The sequence below is a fragment of the Paenibacillus sp. UNC451MF genome (assembly GCF_000686845.1).
In the GTDB taxonomy this organism is placed as follows: Bacteria; Bacillota; Bacilli; order Paenibacillales; family NBRC-103111; genus Paenibacillus_S.
Genome location: NZ_JMLS01000004.1, coordinates 273,619 through 292,941, shown reverse-complemented (window position 1 = coordinate 292,941; position 19,323 = coordinate 273,619). Strand labels below are relative to the sequence as shown.

At 43.8% G+C, this 19,323-nt stretch carries 21 protein-coding genes; 18 read left to right on the top strand and 3 right to left on the bottom strand.

The window, feature by feature from the left end; all coding sequences use genetic code 11:
- The first annotated feature begins 14 nt into the window (after window positions 1–14).
- From BP97_RS0108835 to spo0A, 18 genes are all read left to right on the top strand, one after another.
- Complete coding sequence (locus BP97_RS0108835) at window positions 15–806, top strand: SpoIIIAH-like family protein (RefSeq protein ID WP_028548782.1); 792 nt, start codon at window positions 15–17, stop codon at window positions 804–806.
- Window positions 807–1,077: 271 nt separating this feature from the next.
- A complete protein-coding gene (gene accB / locus BP97_RS0108830; protein ID WP_028548781.1) occupies window positions 1,078–1,569 on the top strand; it encodes an acetyl-CoA carboxylase biotin carboxyl carrier protein in 492 nt (163 codons plus the stop codon).
- A 128-nt stretch (window positions 1,570–1,697) separates the two neighbouring features.
- On the top strand, window positions 1,698–3,056 hold the full coding sequence (gene accC / locus BP97_RS0108825; protein WP_028548780.1) for an acetyl-CoA carboxylase biotin carboxylase subunit: 1,359 nt from the start codon (window positions 1,698–1,700) through the stop codon (window positions 3,054–3,056).
- Between the two features lie 199 nt (window positions 3,057–3,255).
- On the top strand, window positions 3,256–3,666 hold the full coding sequence (locus tag BP97_RS0108820; RefSeq protein WP_028548779.1) for an Asp23/Gls24 family envelope stress response protein: 411 nt from the start codon (window positions 3,256–3,258) through the stop codon (window positions 3,664–3,666).
- A gap of 76 nt (window positions 3,667–3,742) precedes the next feature.
- Window positions 3,743–4,303 carry an alkaline shock response membrane anchor protein AmaP gene (amaP, locus tag BP97_RS0108815; protein ID WP_028548778.1) on the top strand — a complete coding sequence of 187 codons (561 nt, stop codon included), beginning with the start codon at window positions 3,743–3,745 and terminating at the stop codon, window positions 4,301–4,303.
- Window positions 4,304–4,317: 14 nt separating this feature from the next.
- On the top strand, window positions 4,318–4,557 hold the full coding sequence (locus BP97_RS0108810; protein WP_028548777.1) for a DUF2273 domain-containing protein: 240 nt from the start codon (window positions 4,318–4,320) through the stop codon (window positions 4,555–4,557).
- A gap of 207 nt (window positions 4,558–4,764) precedes the next feature.
- A complete protein-coding gene (nusB, locus tag BP97_RS0108805) occupies window positions 4,765–5,217 on the top strand; it encodes a transcription antitermination factor NusB (protein ID WP_028548776.1) in 453 nt (150 codons plus the stop codon).
- A 47-nt stretch (window positions 5,218–5,264) separates the two neighbouring features.
- Window positions 5,265–6,134, top strand: coding sequence for a bifunctional methylenetetrahydrofolate dehydrogenase/methenyltetrahydrofolate cyclohydrolase FolD (gene folD / locus BP97_RS0108800; RefSeq protein ID WP_028548775.1), 870 nt, complete (start codon window positions 5,265–5,267; stop codon window positions 6,132–6,134).
- A gap of 3 nt (window positions 6,135–6,137) precedes the next feature.
- Window positions 6,138–7,514, top strand: coding sequence for an exodeoxyribonuclease VII large subunit (gene xseA, locus BP97_RS0108795; RefSeq protein ID WP_028548774.1), 1,377 nt, complete (start codon window positions 6,138–6,140; stop codon window positions 7,512–7,514).
- Window positions 7,489–7,746 carry an exodeoxyribonuclease VII small subunit gene (gene xseB, locus BP97_RS0108790; protein WP_028548773.1) on the top strand — a complete coding sequence of 86 codons (258 nt, stop codon included), beginning with the start codon at window positions 7,489–7,491 and terminating at the stop codon, window positions 7,744–7,746. Before xseA ends, xseB begins: the two co-directional genes overlap by 26 nt.
- Window positions 7,743–8,648 (top strand): polyprenyl synthetase family protein, encoded by a 906-nt coding sequence (locus tag BP97_RS0108785; RefSeq protein WP_028548772.1) that lies wholly within the window; start codon window positions 7,743–7,745, stop codon window positions 8,646–8,648. The genes xseB and BP97_RS0108785 overlap by 4 nt, the downstream gene beginning before the upstream one ends.
- A 178-nt stretch (window positions 8,649–8,826) precedes the next feature.
- A complete protein-coding gene (gene dxs, locus BP97_RS0108780; protein WP_028548771.1) occupies window positions 8,827–10,713 on the top strand; it encodes a 1-deoxy-D-xylulose-5-phosphate synthase in 1,887 nt (628 codons plus the stop codon).
- 29 nt (window positions 10,714–10,742) lie between these two features.
- The gene (locus tag BP97_RS0108775; RefSeq protein ID WP_028548770.1) at window positions 10,743–11,576 is read left to right on the top strand and encodes a TlyA family RNA methyltransferase; all 834 of its coding nucleotides are present in this window, start codon (window positions 10,743–10,745) and stop codon (window positions 11,574–11,576) included.
- 73 nt (window positions 11,577–11,649) lie between these two features.
- Window positions 11,650–12,129 carry a hypothetical protein gene (locus BP97_RS0108770; protein ID WP_028548769.1) on the top strand — a complete coding sequence of 160 codons (480 nt, stop codon included), beginning with the start codon at window positions 11,650–11,652 and terminating at the stop codon, window positions 12,127–12,129.
- Between the two features lie 117 nt (window positions 12,130–12,246).
- A complete protein-coding gene (gene ahrC, locus BP97_RS0108765; protein ID WP_028548768.1) occupies window positions 12,247–12,696 on the top strand; it encodes a transcriptional regulator AhrC/ArgR in 450 nt (149 codons plus the stop codon).
- A 14-nt stretch (window positions 12,697–12,710) separates the two neighbouring features.
- Complete coding sequence (gene recN, locus BP97_RS0108760) at window positions 12,711–14,405, top strand: DNA repair protein RecN (RefSeq protein WP_028548767.1); 1,695 nt, start codon at window positions 12,711–12,713, stop codon at window positions 14,403–14,405.
- A gap of 117 nt (window positions 14,406–14,522) precedes the next feature.
- Window positions 14,523–15,851 carry a SpoIVB peptidase gene (gene spoIVB, locus BP97_RS0108755; protein ID WP_028548766.1) on the top strand — a complete coding sequence of 443 codons (1,329 nt, stop codon included), beginning with the start codon at window positions 14,523–14,525 and terminating at the stop codon, window positions 15,849–15,851.
- A 209-nt stretch (window positions 15,852–16,060) separates the two neighbouring features.
- On the top strand, window positions 16,061–16,861 hold the full coding sequence (gene spo0A / locus BP97_RS0108750) for a sporulation transcription factor Spo0A (protein ID WP_028548765.1): 801 nt from the start codon (window positions 16,061–16,063) through the stop codon (window positions 16,859–16,861).
- A 190-nt stretch (window positions 16,862–17,051) separates the two neighbouring features.
- On the opposite strand, the gene BP97_RS0108745 is transcribed toward spo0A, so the two are convergent.
- The 3 genes from BP97_RS0108745 to BP97_RS35680 form a co-directional block, all read right to left on the bottom strand.
- The gene (locus tag BP97_RS0108745; protein WP_028548764.1) at window positions 17,052–18,419 is read right to left on the bottom strand and encodes an MFS transporter; all 1,368 of its coding nucleotides are present in this window, start codon (window positions 18,417–18,419) and stop codon (window positions 17,052–17,054) included.
- 296 nt (window positions 18,420–18,715) lie between these two features.
- Window positions 18,716–18,898 carry a DUF2524 family protein gene (locus tag BP97_RS0108740; RefSeq protein WP_028548763.1) on the bottom strand — a complete coding sequence of 61 codons (183 nt, stop codon included), beginning with the start codon at window positions 18,896–18,898 and terminating at the stop codon, window positions 18,716–18,718.
- Between the two features lie 71 nt (window positions 18,899–18,969).
- Window positions 18,970–19,314, bottom strand: coding sequence for a hypothetical protein (locus BP97_RS35680; RefSeq protein WP_051620457.1), 345 nt, complete (start codon window positions 19,312–19,314; stop codon window positions 18,970–18,972).
- Between the last annotated feature and the right edge of the window lie 9 nt (window positions 19,315–19,323).

Sequence of the window (19,323 nt, the reverse complement as noted above, 5' to 3'; positions counted from 1 at the left end):
GGAGGAATACAAAGATGAATACGAAAAGACAAACAATTTGGTTAGTGTCTATGCTCAGTTTAATGGTCGTTCTGTCCGCTTACTATTTGTTTACGGAAGATGTGAACAAGCTGGATATGAGCTCATCGAGCACAACTAACAGCCCAACCGCTAAAGAAATTGTTGTTAACACAAACGATCTGAACGTTAAACAAACACCGTCCGATATCAAAGCAGACACCAAAACCGATGCTAAAGCTGGCACTACAGCACCGGAAGCCAAGCAGTCTGGTACAAACCAAACGACTCAGGAGACCAAGGCAAGCAGTGTGAAAACAGATTCGACATCAAGTACTAAAACGGATACTAATGCAAAAACGGATGCAAACTCCAATAGCCAACCGACTACAAAGGCAAACGAACAAGTAAGTCCAGCAGATGCCAAAGTATTGCAGCAAGTGCAAACACAAGCCAAGTCCGGCACAGACTATTTCATCAATCTGGGCTTGAAACGTGACGAAGACATCGCAAAACAGTCTGAAAAATGGGTAACGGTTCTTTCCGATTCGAAGCAAACCCAAGAAGCGGCTGCTAATGCTGCAGTCGAGCTGCAAAAGCTTCAAGATAATGAAACAAAAATCTCCAATCTGGAAGAAAGCTTGATGAAAGATTTCCCGCAAGCCGTTATTACTCAAGAATCTTCGAAGTGGAGAGTAACCGTTCAAAGCACGAAGCTGGAAAAAAGCCAAGCGGTTAGTATTGTTGAAAAAGTAATGCAGGAAATGAATGTAGGACCGGAGAAAATTGTAGTTCAGTATATTCCATAAGGACTAGTTGAAGGAATTTTAGGAAAAGGCTGTTCCATTGGGTCTGAAAAGGACCATGGAATGGCCTTTTCATTTACACAATTATAGTGGGGGCTTGATTTGTCTTCTCTTATTTGACTGAGTATAGGAACCTAACTAACACGGAGCATAGATTGCGAGTTGTCAATCCTATTAAGTACTATAAGTATGTAATAATAAACTCTTTTCTTAAAGTAAGATTGTGTTATAATAACAACGTCGTTGTTTCACCATCGTTGAAGGAGTGAATCTTGTGTTTAAATTAAACGAAATTAAAGAATTGATACAGCTTATTGATCAAAGCTCTCTACATGAATTGGAAATTGAAAGCGAAGGCTCCCGCCTTACAATTCGTAAACCTAATAAAACGGAATCTGTTGTCGTTACAGCAGCGCCGGTTCAACAAGCTTTTACTCCAGTTATCGGACAACAGTCCATTCAGCAGCCAGCTGTACAAGCTCCAGCCGTGGAGAGCGCTCCAGCAGCATCCAAACAGGAAGCAGGCTTACATACTATCGTATCCCCAATGGTAGGAACGTTCTATGAAGCACCGTCTCCAGGCGCTGCAGCATTTGTTGCCAAAGGCAGTGCAGTGAAGGAAAAATCCGTAGTCTGCATCATCGAAGCAATGAAGCTTATGAATGAAATTGAAGCGGAGATCAAAGGCGAGATCGTTGACGTACTTGTTGAAAATGGTCAACTAGTCGAATACGGACAACCATTGTTCCTCGTTCGCCCTCTTTAAGGTTCAATCGTTTTGCTAACAGCAAAACCTAAAGTTAATGCTTTCGAAGAAAGCTTTGCCTACGCAAAGCTAGCTTATGCTTACGACGTTAGTTTTGCTCATGCAAAACTCGTAGGAGGAGAAAATCAGTGAAGTTTCAAAAGATACTTATCGCCAACCGAGGAGAAATCGCGGTACGCATAATAAGAGCTTGTCAAGAATTAGGCATTTCGACTGTTGCGGTATATTCCGAAGCGGATCGCGAAGCATTGCACGTTCGTCTTGCGGACGAAGCATACTGTATCGGACCGACATTATCCAAAGACAGCTATCTTAATTTGACCAACATTTTAAGCGTAGCTACTTTGACCGAGACGGATGCGATACACCCAGGCTACGGATTTTTAGCCGAAAATGCAGATTTCGCTGAAATCTGTGAAAGCTGCAATATTACTTTCATCGGTCCTTCTGCTGATGCTATCAGCCGGATGGGTGACAAATCGGTTGCTAAGCAAACGATGAAAGAAGCCAATGTACCGGTTATTCCTGGTTCGGAGGGGCTTGTTGAAGATATGGAGGAAGCGATTCGTCTTGGACGTGAAATCGGTTATCCAGTGATCATCAAGGCTACTGCAGGCGGCGGAGGTAAAGGTATCCGTATTGCAGAAAATGAAGAAATGTTGATTCAACAAATTACGACTGCGCAGCAGGAAGCTCAAAAAGCTTTTGGTAATGCAGGCGTTTATTTGGAGAAGTATTTGACAGGCATGAAGCACGTTGAAATCCAAATTTTGGCTGATAAGCACGGCAATGTCGTTCATCTTGGTGAGCGTGATTGTTCGGTTCAACGCAGACGTCAAAAATTGGTCGAGGAAGCCCCTTGCTCTATCCTATCACCGGAAACTCGTTCCCAGATGGGTGAAGCAGCTGTTCGTGCAGCACAAGCGGTTAACTACTCAGGTGCCGGAACACTAGAATTTCTGTTAGGTGCAGACGGTCAATTTTACTTTATGGAAATGAACACTCGTATTCAGGTAGAACATCCGGTAACGGAATTGATTACGGGGATTGATATTATCAAGGAAATGATTCACGTTGCGGAAGGTGAGCCGCTGTCCTTCTCACAAGAAGATGTGCAGATCAACGGCTGGTCCATCGAGTGCCGGATCAATGCGGAAGATTCAAATCGTAATTTTATGCCGTCAGCCGGTCAAATTCAATTCTATTTGCCTCCGGGCGGTTTCGGTGTGCGCGTAGATAGCGCGGCGTATCCAGGTTATACGATTTCTCCACATTACGATTCCATGATAGCAAAGCTGATCGTGTGGGGAAAAGACCGTGACGAAGCGATCCAACGTATGAAACGAGCCTTATCGGAATTCACGATCGAGGGTATTCACTCTACCATTCCATTTCACTTGAAGCTGCTGGAGCACAAGAAATTTATCTCCGGCGACTTTGATATTAAGTTCTTGGAAGAGCATGATGTGAACGATCCTAATTCGTAATCCGTCGTTTGTCATATATTTAGGATAATGGTATAGTATTCGATAAGACAAGTTTTGTGAAATGACGCATATGCATAAAGTAAGCGCTGAATAAAGGCTGCACGTTGATAGGCTGAAGGTAAAGCCGCCCAAGGACTTTGCCTTTCAGCGCCTACTAAGTATGTTTTGCTATCGCAAAACTTCCAAGGAGGATCCTTTTATGACAATCATTGCTGCCGATTATGAAAAAACCGACATGGGGACGATTCAAATTGCCCCTGAGGTTATCGAGATCATTGCTGGAATGGCAACCATCGAGGTACCTGGCGTTGCTGGGATGAGCGGTGGATTTGCAGGCGGTATCGCCGAACTGTTGGGCCGTAAAAACATGTCCAAAGGTGTTAAAGTGGATGTTGGCCAACGCGAAGCGGCGATTGATGTATCGATAGTGATTGAATTCGGCACTAGAATTCCTGAAGTGGCTTCTGGTGTGCAGCAAAATGTTAAGCACGCGATAGAATCAATGACAGGTTTGAGCGTGGTGCAAGTTAACGTACATATTCACGATGTTATTTTCAAAGGTGCAGACAAAGTGGAAGAGGTAGAAGTTACGCCTAATAGAGTCAAGTAGACACGTAAATATGCTCTTGGCAAACCCCCTTCAAGCCGTAAGGGGGTTTCCTCTAATTCGGAAGGAGTCCGGTTGTGTGATCAAAGTAATTGACAGATTGCTTTTATTCATTTTTAGTCTGGCTGTTTTGATTGGATGCGTGATTATGCTATTTTGCGCATTCGGATGGATTTCTTTTGAAAAGACCAAAACCTTTACTTATAACGTCTATTATGATATGGACACGGCTCTTGTTTTCATTGCGATAACTGTAATTTTTGCATTGATCAGTATTCGTTTCTTGTTTGTTTCGGTGCGAAGAGGGAGAGCCAACGTTCCTTCTATCGATCAACGGACGGATTATGGTGATATTCGCATTTCCATGGAAACGGTTGAGAATTTGGCGTTAAAAGCAGCTCGTCGCACTCGTGGGGTTAAAGATCTAAAAGCTCGTGTGAAGGTCAGCCCGGCCGGATTGGAAATTATTATTCGTGCAATCGTGGACGGCGAAATATCGATCCCACAGCTTACTGAAGAGATGCAATCCGGGATCAAACAGCACATTGAAGAAATTACCGGTATTCCTGTTGCTGTAGTGACCGTTTTCGTAGCCAATATTCAACAAGCATCCCCCACTTTTAAAAGTAGAGTGGAATAGAGGTGAGCTCCCAGATGTGGATACGGCTGTGGGAACAACTATGGGCAAATCACAGAGGCAAAACGATGTTGTCCATCATCGGAGTGCTGCTTGGAATCATCTATTTGATTTGTGGTCTATGGGATATGTTAATTTTTGTCCTTATCGTATATACTTGTTATCATATAGGGAAAAGAGTCGATCGAGGTGAGCCGGCGGTTCCCGTTGAAGAAATGTGGCGCTGGTTAATGGACAAATGGAGATTGTTTAGATGAAATCCCTGGTTCTTTCCAAGGATTTTTTTGTTTGATTCAGGAAGAACAAGCTTTCCCATCGGGAAGCTGAGTTAATACTTAATAAGAAGGCTTTCTTGTTGAAAGCCCAAGCACATGCTAGCGAAGAAGGCTTTTCTAACGAGAAGCCCAGCAACGCTTACGAAGATGGCTTTTCTAAAGAAAAGCCCTTAGGAGGAAACTTATTTAATGAGACGCAGATTGGCAAGGGAACTGGCGCTCCAAAGCTTGTACCAAATGGAAATGAACGAAGTTAGCGCAAATGAAGCTATTGCACATGTAGTGGAAGAGGCGCAAACGGAGGACGAGGCACAGCTGACCAAGGAGCAGGATAATATCGCTGCCCAGGATATTTTGGAGCTGGTTGAAGGAACAGTGTCCCACAAGGAACGGATTGATGAACTGTTGATGGACTACTTGAAAGGGTACAAAATGGACAGGCTATCCAAAGTGGACCGTGAAATTTTGAGATTGGCCACCTATGAGATGGTATATCGTGATGATGTCCCGCCTAAGGTTGTCGTCAATGAAGCGATTGAGTTAGCGAAACATTTTGGCTCGGACGAGTCTGGTAAATTCGTTAACGGAGTTCTCGGGAAGATGATCAAGGAAATAGACAGCATTAAGACGAAAAGTCTGTAATTAATGATGGATTCGTTACCATATATCGCTGAGAGGGGAATCTCTTCATGCCTGCGCAGGTTATTAACGGAAAAGAAATTGTAGGTGCTTATCGGACGCAAATTAAGGAAGAAGTGGAACAACTGAAGCAAGCGGGTTGTCAACCTGGCCTTGCCGTTGTTATTGTCGGAGACGATCCGGCTTCCCATGTTTATGTACGTAACAAAGCAAAAGCTTGCGAAGAAGCGGGTATTTATTCCGAAGTGCACAGTCTTCCAGAAAACACTCCTGAATCGGAAGTGCTGGCTTTGATTGAGCAATTAAATGGAAACGAAAAGATTCACGGGATTCTTGTTCAATCTCCCTTGCCTAAGCATATTTCGGAAGAGAAAATTGTTGAAGCCATTGCTGTTGAGAAGGATGCGGACTGTTTCCATCCTGTCAATGTGGGTAATTTAATGATAGGTAAGGAAGGCCCGGCTCCATGTACACCGGCTGGGGTTATCGACATTCTCAAGCGTGTCGGAGTCGAAATTGCAGGTAAACATGCTGTTGTTATAGGCAGAAGCAATATTGTCGGGAAACCAATGGCTATTTTGCTGCTCAGAGAAAACGCAACGGTAACCGTTGTGCATTCTAAAACTCCTAATATGGCTGAGATTACCCGTCAAGCGGACATATTAGTCGCTGCGGTAGGCAAGCCTAAAATGATCAAGAAAGAACATATTAAACCTGGCGCTGTCGTTGTCGATGTCGGCATTAACCGACTGGATACTGGTAAGCTCGCAGGGGATGTTGATTTTGATGATGTTCTTGATACAGCAAGCTATATTACACCGGTTCCTGGCTGCGTAGGTCCAATGACGATTACAGTATTGCTTCGCAATACGTTGGAAGCGGCAAAACGTGCAGCGGCACAGTCCAAAGTGAACGGATAAACGATGAGCCAAAAACCGATATTTTCAATTAAAGAGCTTAATCGCTATATAAAGATGAAGCTGGAGAGCGACAATGTGATTCAGGATGTGTGGGTTCGGGGAGAAATCTCGAACTTCACTCACCATTCCAGCGGCCATATGTATTTTACGCTTAAGGATACGGACAGCCGATTGAAGAGCATTATGTTCGCATCCCATAATCAACGACTTGGATTTATTCCGCGGGAAGGTACAAAGGTGCTTGCTTGCGGAAATATTTCTGTGTACGAGAGAGATGGACAGTATCAGTTCTATGTCACACAAATGCAGCCTGACGGCATCGGAAGCTTATATTTGGCTTTTGAGCAGCTGAAAAAAAAGCTGGAGAACGAAGGGCTGTTTGCTGTTTCCAAAAAGAAAGCAATCCCACGTTATCCCAAAGCTATAGGTGTTATTACTTCACCTACCGGTGCAGCAGTACGTGACATTATGATTACGCTGCAGCGTCGCTATCCTAACGTACCCGTGTTGTTGTATCCTGTGCTTGTGCAGGGGACTCAGGCAGCTCCTTCTATTGTGAAGGCTATTGAGACGATGAACGCGATGAACGAAGTGGATGTTTTGATCGTGGGGCGTGGCGGCGGTTCGCTAGAAGAGCTGTGGGCATTTAATGAGGAAAAGGTTGCGCGAGCGATATTCGCATCGACCATTCCAGTTATTTCTGCGGTTGGTCATGAAACCGATTTTACGATTGCGGATTTCGTAGCAGATCTACGTGCGGCGACTCCTACAGCTGCAGCCGAATTAGCTGTTCCGCATCACATGGAGCTCAAGCAGCAGCTGAGCTTCCTAAATCAGCAGTTGTATGGCGGCTTGTCCAATCAATTGAAACGTGGCCGCGATAGGCTGCAGCGTTTACAGCGCTCGCCAGTATTGCTGAATCCGAGACGTCAGCTATTGTTGCAACCGATGGAACGTCTGGACCGTACTAAAGAGCAGCTAGTTTTTCAATTGCGTGGGAAAATCGCCAAGCTGCAAGAACGGCATATGAAGTTGGATAAACACTTATCCACATTTAACCCTAGGGAGCAAACGATATACGCTAGAAAAAGGCTTGACGGGGCAGGCAAGCAGCTTTTGCAAGCCATGCAGCAGGCCAAGAAACAAAAGCAGCAGCAGCTTGTGTCCATCATGCGTCACTTGGATGCACTAAGTCCATTGAAGGTGATGCAGCGCGGATATAGTCTCGTCTATGATGAAAGTGAGAAACAATTAATAAGATCCATACAGCAGGTGCAACTTGGGGATGTACTTAAGCTGCGACTAGTAGACGGGCAAGTGGATTGTCATGTGTGGTCAATGGAGGAGAAGCAAAATGACAAAACCGGAAACGACGCCTAGCTTCGAAGAAGCGATGGACAAGCTTGAAGAGATCGTAGCGAGGCTCGAAAGCGGAGATGTTCCGCTAGAGCAAGCTATAGAACTGTTTCAGGAAGGGATGAAACTATCCCAATTATGCGGGCAAAAGCTCGAGCAGGTAGAAAGAAAAATCGAAATTTTGATGGACCAGGAAGGCGGACTAGTGAAAAAGCCGTTTAATCCATCATCCGATGAGAAAGGTGAACTTAAATGAGCACGGACTCTTCCATACAACACTATTTAGAGCAAAAATCAGCATTGATTGAATCCGAATTGGCAGAGTCACTGCCCGAAATTTGGAATATTCCTGACAGCTTGCGGGAATCGATGATGTACTCTCTTATGGCTGGTGGCAAACGATTGCGTCCCATCCTTGTGCTGGCGGCAGTTGAAGCACTGAGAGGAAGTACGGAAGAAGCGATTCCGGTAGCGCTTGCTGTTGAGATGATCCATACCTATTCGCTTATCCACGATGATTTACCCGCTATGGACAATGACGATTACCGTAGAGGCAAGCTGACCAATCATAAAGTATACGGCGAGGCTATGGCAATCTTAGCTGGAGACGGACTGCTTACCCATGCATTTTATTCGATTGTGCAAGCATACCGTGCTTATGATGTACCGGCAGAGAAGATCGTGGAAATCGTTGAAGATCTGTCCAGGCTTGCAGGAGCTCCGGGAATGGTCGGGGGTCAAGCGGCAGATATGCTCGGTGAGCAAGGAATCACTGGATTGGAGCAGTTAGAATACATTCACTTGCACAAAACAAGCGATTTAATCGTCTTTTCCTTGAAAGCAGGCGGACATCTTGGAGGAGCCACTCCAAAACAGCTGCAGGCGCTTGAGAAGTTCGGACAGCATGTTGGACTTGCGTTCCAGATTCAAGATGATATTCTTGATTTGATCGGCGATGAAGAGAAGCTGGGCAAGCCCGTAAAGAGTGATGAGAAGCAGCAAAAGGTGACCTATCCTTATTTTGTTGGAATCGATGCATCCAAAGAAAAGGTCAGTCAATTGACCGAGCAAGGCAAGCAGGCTCTGATCGATGCTGATTTCCCTTATGTGGATAGACTGCTGCAGCTTGCTGATTATTTGCTGAAGCGGGACCATTAACAGATTAGTGATGCGCTTTTATCAGTCGGCTTTCATTGATGTTTCATTTGAGGGCTTATTGACCGGTGTGTTATAATAAGTTCAACCATTTTCATAATCTCAGTACAAAATTAAGCTTAAGCATTCCACAGTTCGATATATAGATAAAAATTCAATCAAGGAAAGCGAGGGAACAAGCGTGCTGCTCGAACAAATCAATCAGCCTGAAGACTTAAAGAAGCTGTCTATTGAGCAACTGGAGCAACTGGCTGCCGAAACTAGACAGTTTCTTGTTGAAAAGCTTTCAGTCACTGGTGGACACCTCTCGTCTAACCTTGGAGTCGTTGAGCTAACAATTGCGCTGCATTACTTGTTTAACAGTCCCGTTGACAAATTTATTTTTGATGTGGGACATCAATCCTATGTACACAAAATGTTTACCGGACGTATGGACAAGTTTGATACTTTGCGTAAATACAAAGGAATGTGCGGGTTTGTAAAACGCTCCGAGAGCGAACATGATGTCTGGGAAGCCGGACACAGCAGTACTTCCTTATCAGCAGCTATGGGAATGGCCATGGCACGGGATTTAAAAGGTGAAGATAACAAGGTTATCGCCATTATCGGTGATGGTGCCCTCACAGGCGGTATGGCTTTTGAAGCCATGAACCACATCGGTCATGAGAAAAAGAACCTGATGGTTATTTTGAATGACAATGAAATGTCCATCGCTCCTAACGTAGGTGCGCTTCATAATTACTTGGGGAAAATTCGCTCCGACCGCAACTATGTAAAAGTAAAAGAAGAAGTCGAGTATTTAATTAAGAAAATACCTGCAATCGGGGGCACTCTGGCGAAAACCTTAGAGAAGGTCAAGGATTCGCTGAAATATATGGTCGTTTCCGGGGTGTTGTTCGAAGAACTAGGATTCACATACTTCGGGCCTGTTGACGGCAACAATCTTCCTGTTTTGTTGGAAACGCTGAAGCAGGCAGAGAAGGTGGAAGGGCCGGTTATGGTCCATGTTCTGACTCTTAAAGGAAAAGGGTATACACCGGCTGAAAAAGATTCCTATGCATGGCATGGAGCTAGTCCATACAAGATCGAGTCAGGAAAAATGCTCAAATCGGTAGGACCTCCAATGTATACTGACGTCTTTGGTAACACACTGATTGAGCTGGCCCAACAGGATAAGCGGATCGTTGCAGTGACACCGGCTATGCCGGGAGGGTCGGGTTTGACATCCTTTGCCAAACAATTTCCGGACCGAATGATCGATGTAGGTATTGCTGAACAGCATGCAGCCACGTTGTGTGCAGGCCTTGCAAGCGAAGGAATCAAGCCTGTTTTTGCCGTGTACTCCACTTTCCTCCAACGTGCATACGATCAAGTGGTGCACGACATTTGCCGTGCCGATTTAAACGTTATTTTCGCCATTGACCGTGCCGGCTTCGTAGGCCCTGACGGGGAAACTCATCAAGGTGTGTACGACATCGCTTATTTGCGCAGCATTCCTAACATGGTCCTAATGATGCCTAAGGATGAGAATGAGCTTCGCCATATGCTCAAGACTTCTGTCGAGTATAATGACGGGCCTATCGCTGTTCGATATCCTCGGATTTCAGGTCTCGGTGTGTCTATGGATGAGCCGCTACGTACGATCCCAATCGGCAGCTGGGAAGTGCTAAGACCAGGAGATAGCGCAGTAGTGCTTGCGGTTGGACCAATGATTCCTATAGCTATGGAAGCTGCTGAGCAGTTAAGCAAAGAAGGCGTTCAGCTTCGGGTTATCAACGCAAGATTTATTAAACCGCTGGACGAAGCAATGCTGCTCCAACTGGCTAAAGAGCATATTCCGATTATTACACTGGAGGAAGGTGCACAACCGGGCGGCTTCGGTAGCGCAGTGCTTGAATTCTATTCCAGTCAAAGCATATACGGATTGCAAATTAAAATTATCGGAGTTCCCGACTATTTTGTAGAGCATGGGTCTGTACCTGAGCAGCGTAGAGAAGTCGGACTTACAGTGGATCGCCTTGTATCCGATGTTCAAGCGCTTATGCCGCGCAAACGGCAGCGAGCCTAACATGCCCGAGAAAGTAGGAGCAACAATAGATGGCAGCAGATAAAGAACGGTTGGATATACTCCTCGTGGAGCAAGGTTTTTTCGAATCACGGGAAAAAGCTAAGGCATCTATCATGGCAGGACTTGTATTAGTCGATGATGAGCCGTTGGATAAAGCGGGTACGAAAATTGCCCGCAGCTCCAAAATTGTGGTAAAGGGTGCCATTCATCCTTACGTCAGCCGTGGAGGTCTGAAATTGGAAAAGGCTCTAAAGCTGTTCCAAATTGATCTCAACGGAGTAACTATGCTGGATATAGGGGCTTCAACAGGGGGATTTACGGACTGCGCATTACAAAACGGGGCATCCTATGTTTATGCCATTGATGTGGGCTATAACCAGTTAGATTGGTCACTACGCAGTGATTCGCGAGTTAACGTCATGGAACGTACTAACTTTCGTTTTATGCAGCCTGCAGATTTGCAAGGTCCTAGCCCTTCGTTCGCCTCAATTGATGTATCATTCATTTCGTTGAAGCTGATATTGCCGCCACTCAAAACGCTCCTTGTTGAGAATGGTGAAGTGGTTGCTTTAATCAAGCCACAATTCGAAGCGGGACGGGAGAAGGTTCCCAAAACCGGTGTCGTGCGTGAGCCTGCGGTACATACAGAAGTACTCGAAACGATTCTAAGCTTCGCGGCAGACAATGGATTTGTGCTGAAAGGGCTGACGTTTTCCCCAATCAAAGGCGGAGAAGGGAACGTAGAGTTTCTTGCCTATTTCCGCTGCAATAGCGATGAATCACCGATTTTTCCAGAAGCCATGGACGAAGAAATTAAGCAAGTGGTTAGCGATGCGCAAAAGCTTCAAAACTCATCAGTTTGATGAGTTTTTTTCCGTTTTTGGAGGATATTGCTCTTGTTTTCTCGAATACTAAGGCTTGAGGTGAAGTGATGCCATGCAGAGCGGGGATGGATTTGTTATCTTTCTCATTTTACTGGTGTTGGGAACCTGGCTTTTTTGGTACGTTCGGGTGAGGATGAAGGAAACGGTAGAACAAGAGCTGTATCCTGTTCCGGAAACTCAGGAAGTACCAGAGGATGAAGCTACACTTCTTCTAAAAAGTACAGGTTATACTGTTGTAAGCGGCAAACAGCGTATCCCCATGCAAATCACTATCAACGATGATGAACAGCTGCAAAGCCGATTGTTTATTGACTATTTTGCAGAACGAGACGGTCATTATTATGCGGTGAAAATAGCCAAAGACCGTAAGCACATGGAGTGGACAGGAAGTTCCGTACGTGACCATTTGCTCGTTTATCAGCTGCTGTATCCGCAGACATCAGGAGTTCTATACCTCGAGCTTCAACAAAGCAAAGTGAAATTAATTGTATTTAACATGAATATCGATTCAGACGAGGAAGTAACCGGGTAAACCGGACCAACGCTTTAAAAACTCAGAAAATGCTTACGATGACGGCTTTTCCTTTAGAAAAGCTCAGCGAACGCTTACGAAGATGGCTTTCTATCGAAAGCCCTTAGGAGGTAAATAATGAAAGGCCAAAGGCATATTAAGATTCGGGAAATCATCACGAACAACGAAATCGAGACGCAGGATGAGCTGGTAGAACAGCTTAGAACGGCAGGATTTCCCGTTACTCAAGCTACAATATCAAGAGATATTAAAGAGCTGCATCTCATTAAAGTACCATTGGATGACGGCCGCTACAAATATTCGGTTCCTGCAGACCAACGCTACAATCCCATGCATAGATTAAAAAGAGCCTTGAACGATCATTTCGTACATATTGATTACACAGAAAATTTGGTAGTAATGAAGAGCTTGCCTGGTACGGCAAACGCCATTGGAGCCCTTATAGACAGTCTGGAATGGAATGAAATCATGGGAACGATTTGCGGGGATGACACCATTCTTATAATATGCCGAACTAAAGAGCAGAGCGGAATGGTAGTTAATCAAATTTTATCCATGTTGAGTTAACGGGAGAGATAACGATGCTGCTTGAAATGTCGATACGTAATTTAGCGGTTATTGAGGCCGTACATTTGCATTTCCGTAAAGGTTTTCATGTTCTGACAGGGGAGACTGGAGCTGGGAAGTCCATTATTATTGACGCTTTGACTTTAGTTGCCGGGGGAAGAAGTTCTGCCGATCTGGTTCGTTATGGTAGCGATAAAGCATCCATCGAAGCTTTATTCCAGATTGAAAGCGGACATCCGGTATGGAATACATTATCTGAGCTTGGAATTGAAGCCGATTCGGAGAACCATTTAATTATACGTAGAGAAATTACATCTCAAGGCAAAAGCACGAGCCGAATTAATGGACAGCTCGTCAACTTATCCGGTCTTAAGGAAGTCGGAGAATGGCTTGTCAACATACATGGTCAACACGAGCATCAATCTTTATTCCATGTGGAAGAGCATATTCGATGGCTTGATATGTTTGGTGAGAATGAAATCGGTCCAGTGAAACGGCAATATCAGCAAGCTTATCAAGCTTACTCCAACATTCGAAAAAGCTTAAAAGAATTAGAGGAAACCAGTAAGCGGTCACTGCAAATGCTTGACTTGTATCGCTTTCAGGTTGAAGAAATTACATCCGCACAATTAAAACGCGGCGAAGATGAATTATTATTCGAAGAAAAACGCAAACTAGCAAATGCGGAAAAATTATATCAGCATGCCGCGGACGCCTATGATCTTTTGTATGCAGGCAACAAAGGCTTGGATGCAATCAACAAGGCGATTCAAAAGATGGAGGATATCACGGGCCTAGATCCTGACAAGCTAAAACCGTTAGTCGAGCAAGCACAAAGCGCTTATTATCAATTAGAGGATGCGGCTTATCAAGTTCGGGATTACAGAGATGATATTGAGTTCAATCCGTCTCGTTTGGAGTACATTGAGCAAAGACTGGATACCATCGCATCATTAAGAAGAAAATACGGTGAAAACGTAGACGAAATATTGAAGTACCTTGAAAAAGTAAAAGCAGAATTAGATATGATTGAAAATAAGGATGAAAAGCTGCAGGAGCTGCAGAAAGAAGAACTGGTTGCTTTACAAAAAACGCGTGAGATTGCGCAGCAGCTTTCAGAAAAACGTCAAGTTATTGCTGAAAGGCTTGCGCAAGAAATAGTTGCGGAGCTGCGTGACTTACATATGGAAAGAACTCAGTTCAAAGTCCAAATTATATATCGTGAAGACTTACTAACTATCGAGGGAGCCGATGAGGTTGAGTTCCTTATTTCGGCGAATCCGGGCGAGCCACTGCGCAGCTTGAGTAAAATTGCCTCAGGTGGAGAAATCTCACGGGTCATGCTCGCTTTAAAATCCATTTTTGCAAGGGTTGACCGCATTCCTGTTCTTGTATTTGATGAAGTGGATACGGGAGTTAGCGGACGAGCGGCACAGGCGATTGCCGAGAAAATGTCCAAGCTGTCCCGAAGCTGTCAAGTGTTCTCCATTACACATTTGCCGCAGGTTGCTTGTATGGCGGATGCTCATTACCGCATTCATAAAAATTCCGATAACGAACGAACTTATACCCAAGTAGATGACCTAAATCTGGATGGCCGTATTCATGAATTGGCACGTATGCTGGGCGGAGTCGAAGTGACGGGAAAAACATTGGAACATGCACAAGAAATGTTGTCTTTGGCTGATGAAAAGAAATCAAGGATGTAAAGAGTCAAGCGTGGCATCATTTTCACTTATAAAAGGGTAGGCGTGGGGTTAACTTAATTGTACACAAGCGGCAAACTTACAACGCCGCAAGCGAAGGAAGCAAGGGAGCGTGACACCGTGAGTTCCAACCACAGAAAAAGAATGATTGGATTAATGCTCGTCTTCTTCGTTTGTCTGGGTAGTTTATCCACGCCCTTCCAAAGTTTTGCATCATTTCCTGAAGAGCTTAGGCTCTTCACTGGCCAGCAGGCACATCTACAATTGGCCATGCCAGTTAGTGCACAGGTTACTGTGAACGATCCTGAGATTTTAAAGGTCAATGGATCAACCAAGCACTCATTTCAAGTGGACCTCCATCACCCTATTTCATTGGAATCATACAAAGCAGGCCAAGCCGAAATGAAGCTGAAGCTCTTCGGAAAGATTCCACTTAAAACGGTAAAAGTAAGTGTTGTTCCAGATCTTAAAGTGATCCCTGGCGGGCAAACCATTGGTGTTAAGCTAAAATCTGCAGGCGTTCTTATTGTGGGACATCATTTGGTGGCTATTGCAGAAGATAAGAAAATATCGCCAGGGGAAGACGCTAAAGTTCAGCTGGGGGACCTTATCGTCAAAATCAATGGGAAGCCGTTGAAAGAAATATCGAAGGTGGCCGAGCTGACAGCTGAAGCAGGTAATAACAAAAAGCCGCTGACTTTAACCTTGAAGCGGAACAATGAATTAATCGATGTTCAAATTCACCCTGCATATGACATCGTGGACAAAGCTTATCGATTAGGGTTGTACATTCGTGATTCAGCGGCTGGTGTGGGGACCTTAACCTTTTATGCTCCGGATCAAGGAGTGTACGGAGCTTTAGGGCATGTCATTACAGACATGGATACTCAAACCCCTATTGCTGTGGGCTCAGGAGAAATTGTTCATTCAAATGTGACTTCTATTTCAAAAAGCCAAAATGGCGAGCCAGGTGAGAAAAGAGCTCAGTTTTCTAAGGAAAGCAAAATCCTAGGCAACATTGAGAAAAATACTCCATTCGGAATATTTGGTAAAATGGAGGAGCTGCCGGATCACGGACTAACGAAAGAAGCGCTACCTGTTGCTTTTGCTGAAGAAGTGAAAGAAGGATCCGCTCAAATCTACACTGTAGTCAATGGTCAAAAGGTGGAGAAATTCGATATTGAAGTCGTTCATGTAGCTAAGCAGGATTTTCCGGCAACCAAAGGGATGGTTATAAAAATTACAGATTCACGGCTATTAGAGAAGACCGGAGGTATCGTTCAAGGTATGAGCGGCAGCCCTATTATTCAAAACGGAAAAGTCATTGGCGCCGTCACTCATGTTTTTGTCAATGATCCTACAAGCGGGTATGGTTGCTTTATCGAATGGATGCTGCAGGATGCAGGAATTATGCTTAGAAATGCAAAACAAGAACTAAAGGCCGGTTAAAAAGCCTTTAGTTTTTCTTTTATGTTGACTTCTATTTAGTTTTGTCGAATAATGTACTTATTTGGTGCAAATTTTATATTATAAATTAAAAATTAAAAAAAATCTAGAAAAATAATTTTCGACAGGAGGAATTTTATTGCTGTTGTCGAAAGTATACTTAGGTAAATATTGCTAATCTTATTGGTTGCCATTTGAAGGAGGATGTTACGTTGCAAATGATTGAAGTATTGTTGGCTGATGATAATCGTGAATTTACAAATTTACTTTCCGAATTTATCGATGAACAAGACGATATGCAAGTAACCGGGGTTGCGTATAATGGTAACGACGTTCTTCGATTAATCGAGCAAGGCAATCGTTTGCCGGACGTGTTGATACTAGATATCATTATGCCGCATTTGGACGGACTTGGCGTATTGGAAAAGCTGCGTGAAATGGACTTGCATCCTCAACCGAAAATCATCATGTTAACGGCGTTTGGTCAAGAAAACATTACACAAAAAGCAGTGCAGCTCGGAGCTTCGTATTACATATTGAAACCTTTTGACATGGAGATTTTGACGAACCGCATCCGCCAATTGGTCTCCAATAATCAAACAAGCTCTGTAATGTCTCACAGCCCTGTAAAAGCAAATGTCGTTCAACTGCCAAAAACGAAAAACCTCGATGCTAACATCACGACTATCATACATGAAATCGGCGTTCCCGCTCATATCAAGGGTTATCAATATTTACGGGAAGCCATTACAATGGTTTACAATAACATCGAAATTCTTGGAGCCATCACCAAGACGCTTTATCCGGCGATTGCCGAAAAATACAAAACGACGCCTTCCCGCGTCGAACGTGCGATCCGTCATGCGATTGAAGTCGCTTGGACGCGCGGCAACATCGACAGCATCAGCCACTTGTTCGGATATACGATTAATATATCGAAAGCAAAACCCACCAATAGCGAATTCATTGCAATGGTGGCGGATAAGCTGAGAATCGAGCATAAGGTTTCTTGAAAGGATAGGGAAGATTAAAGGATCGATTCTTTCCGATTCGAAATAATTTTCCGTAAAACTAATACCACTTTTTATTGGTAGTAAAAAAACCAATGAAGAAGTGGTATTTTTATGCTCAAAATTGTGAATGTTCAAAAGTATAAAATAAAAGATCCCGTGGTTAATACCAGGGATCTAACTTTGAAACACATTATCGAATACGACGGTCGTTCAGTAGATAAACAGCACCGCCAATCAACATAATCAAGATAAAGACTAATAACATATTGCTGTATAAATAAGCAGCTTGATTCTTGAAATTTATCAACAGTTGGGAATTAAATAGCTCTTGGCTAAGCATTCCGCCCACAAAGGCAATCCCGAAGCCTTCTGACAGGAAGCATGCAAAATTCAGCAAACCCATACCTGCACCTACATTTTCCGGATCTAGACTACCTGCTACCGTGTTTGAAATAACGGTTTTAATAAACGATAGTCCGCCAAGGGTTAGAATCAGCATCCCTGTTGTAATCCATGGAGACTGATCTAACAACAGTGAGAGTATCAGAAAACTAACAAGAATCATGGTCAAACCAATGCATAAAATGAAGCGATTCCCCCATTTATCAACCAGTATTCCCCCGATCATTCCGAACAGGATAACACTGGTCGTTCCAGGAAATATAATACCGCTTCCGATTATTCCTGCCGCTAGATGATGCACGTCTTTCATCATATAAGGAACCATGGATAAGAAGCCAGCGGTTGTTCCTAATAAAATGCATCCCGATAATACGCAAAGAATAAAGTTTCGCTTTTTAAATAAATGGGGCTCAATAAACGGGTTCTTGGAACGCTTAATATGAAAGGCAAACCATCCTATAAAGCCAACACCTGTTAGGAGACTGCTCCAATGAAAATTCGTCATATAAAGGGAAAATAAGCTTATTCCAATGCTAAGGATTGAAATACCCAACAGGTCAATTTTACCTTTGGATACAGGTGGCTCATATGGCAATCTTTTATAAAGAAACGGCAAAACGACTAGCGTTATGATGGGAATTAAAAATAATAAGGACCAATGCACATATTGCGTAATAAGACCACCCAAAGCAGGCCCTATTCCTTCACCCGTGGCTACTAGGGAACCAACCATTCCGAATGCTTTGCCGCGCCCTCTAGAATCGACAAAACGGGCAATCATCACCATAATAAGGGCTGGGACGGCAGAAGCGCCTACCCCTTGTATAAACCGGGCTGCAATCATTGCAGGTAAAAAAGTATGGGCAAGTAATCCAAATAGAGATCCACCACTGTAAATCAAAATCCCGAAAAGCAGCAATTTTTTGACACCAAATAGGTCAGAGATTTTACCGTACACAACCGAGCCTATACTGAAAGATAGAATAAAGCTTGTATTAACCCAATTAGCTGCAGCAGGAAGCACACCGAACTGTTTTGCAATATCCGGTAACGCAACATTGAATACAGTTTCATTCAATACGCTAAAAAACGCGAGAACACATAGCCAGGCAATAGCTTGATTCGAAGTTCTAAAGGTTTGATGGGATATATTCACCTCTAAAGTAGATTCTTCAATATTATTATTTGTACGATCTTCTTGACTCACCAGGACAACTCCCCCAAATTATACGGGGTTCACGCAGTTTATAGGGTTAGTGATGCGTTACCCCGTCGTATTGGACCCTAGCTGATTTTGTGCACTTCATATTAACGCCTCCTAGTTACTAATGAGCATCATTATATCATCTTTAGGCGAAGTCCTCTTGGACGAGTATTATTATAAACAACAATAATAATCATGCTAAAAAAGCACAACGACTAAGCGCTGTGCCTACTTTCTAACTAAGATTTCTAAGGATTAATATCACATTTGTTTTTGATGAAGCGAATTTGATTTTCCAGCCTGTTGATTTCTTCTTGTTGTTCTTTGCTGCCGTTGGAGCTGCTTTGCATGGAGTTCAACTGCTGCTGTAGTTCATGAAGATCGTTTCCTGCTTGAGCACAGTTATAGTTGCTTTCTAAATTGTCGGTCATATAGCACTGCCTCCTCGCGGATTTGTCACACATAGTATGGATCGTCCGCGCAGGATTATGCTTGTAAAACTCTAGGGGATACAAGGAGAATTAGTATCGCTTATTCTTGCCGCAGCTTTTGAAGCCGTGGTGGGCTGTAGCGATTCCTCCTCGTAGTTTTGTTGAGACCATTGCAGCCACCCATCAGGGAGCTTCTGACTAATATAGTCGCGAAGATGCGGGAAAGAATTCGCTAGGTCATGAATAAGACTTTCATAGGTGTTGAGTATGGATTCAAAATCTAGCCCTACATCATCCATTAATAATTCCTTCAATGCACGATCGTTGTCTTGAAAGCTGCGGTATCGTAAGCCATCATAAATTTCCGTAATCAGACCGTTCTGAACACGAACAATTTTTTGACATATTCTTTGCATTGACCCTAC

Coding starts and splice junctions, on each gene's coding strand:
- BP97_RS0108835 (WP_028548782.1), top strand. CDS start 15: ATGAATACGAAAAGACAAACAATTTGGTTAGTGTCTATGCTCAGTTTA.
- BP97_RS0108820 (WP_028548779.1), top strand. CDS start 3,256: ATGACAATCATTGCTGCCGATTATGAAAAAACCGACATGGGGACGATT.
- BP97_RS0108810 (WP_028548777.1), top strand. CDS start 4,318: ATGTGGATACGGCTGTGGGAACAACTATGGGCAAATCACAGAGGCAAA.
- nusB (WP_028548776.1), top strand. CDS start 4,765: ATGAGACGCAGATTGGCAAGGGAACTGGCGCTCCAAAGCTTGTACCAA.
- folD (WP_028548775.1), top strand. CDS start 5,265: ATGCCTGCGCAGGTTATTAACGGAAAAGAAATTGTAGGTGCTTATCGG.
- xseA (WP_028548774.1), top strand. CDS start 6,138: ATGAGCCAAAAACCGATATTTTCAATTAAAGAGCTTAATCGCTATATA.
- xseB (WP_028548773.1), top strand. CDS start 7,489: ATGACAAAACCGGAAACGACGCCTAGCTTCGAAGAAGCGATGGACAAG.
- BP97_RS0108785 (WP_028548772.1), top strand. CDS start 7,743: ATGAGCACGGACTCTTCCATACAACACTATTTAGAGCAAAAATCAGCA.
- BP97_RS0108775 (WP_028548770.1), top strand. CDS start 10,743: ATGGCAGCAGATAAAGAACGGTTGGATATACTCCTCGTGGAGCAAGGT.
- BP97_RS0108770 (WP_028548769.1), top strand. CDS start 11,650: ATGCAGAGCGGGGATGGATTTGTTATCTTTCTCATTTTACTGGTGTTG.
- ahrC (WP_028548768.1), top strand. CDS start 12,247: ATGAAAGGCCAAAGGCATATTAAGATTCGGGAAATCATCACGAACAAC.
- recN (WP_028548767.1), top strand. CDS start 12,711: ATGCTGCTTGAAATGTCGATACGTAATTTAGCGGTTATTGAGGCCGTA.
- BP97_RS0108740 (WP_028548763.1), bottom strand. CDS start 18,898: ATGACCGACAATTTAGAAAGCAACTATAACTGTGCTCAAGCAGGAAAC.
- BP97_RS35680 (WP_051620457.1), bottom strand. CDS start 19,314: ATGCAAAGAATATGTCAAAAAATTGTTCGTGTTCAGAACGGTCTGATT.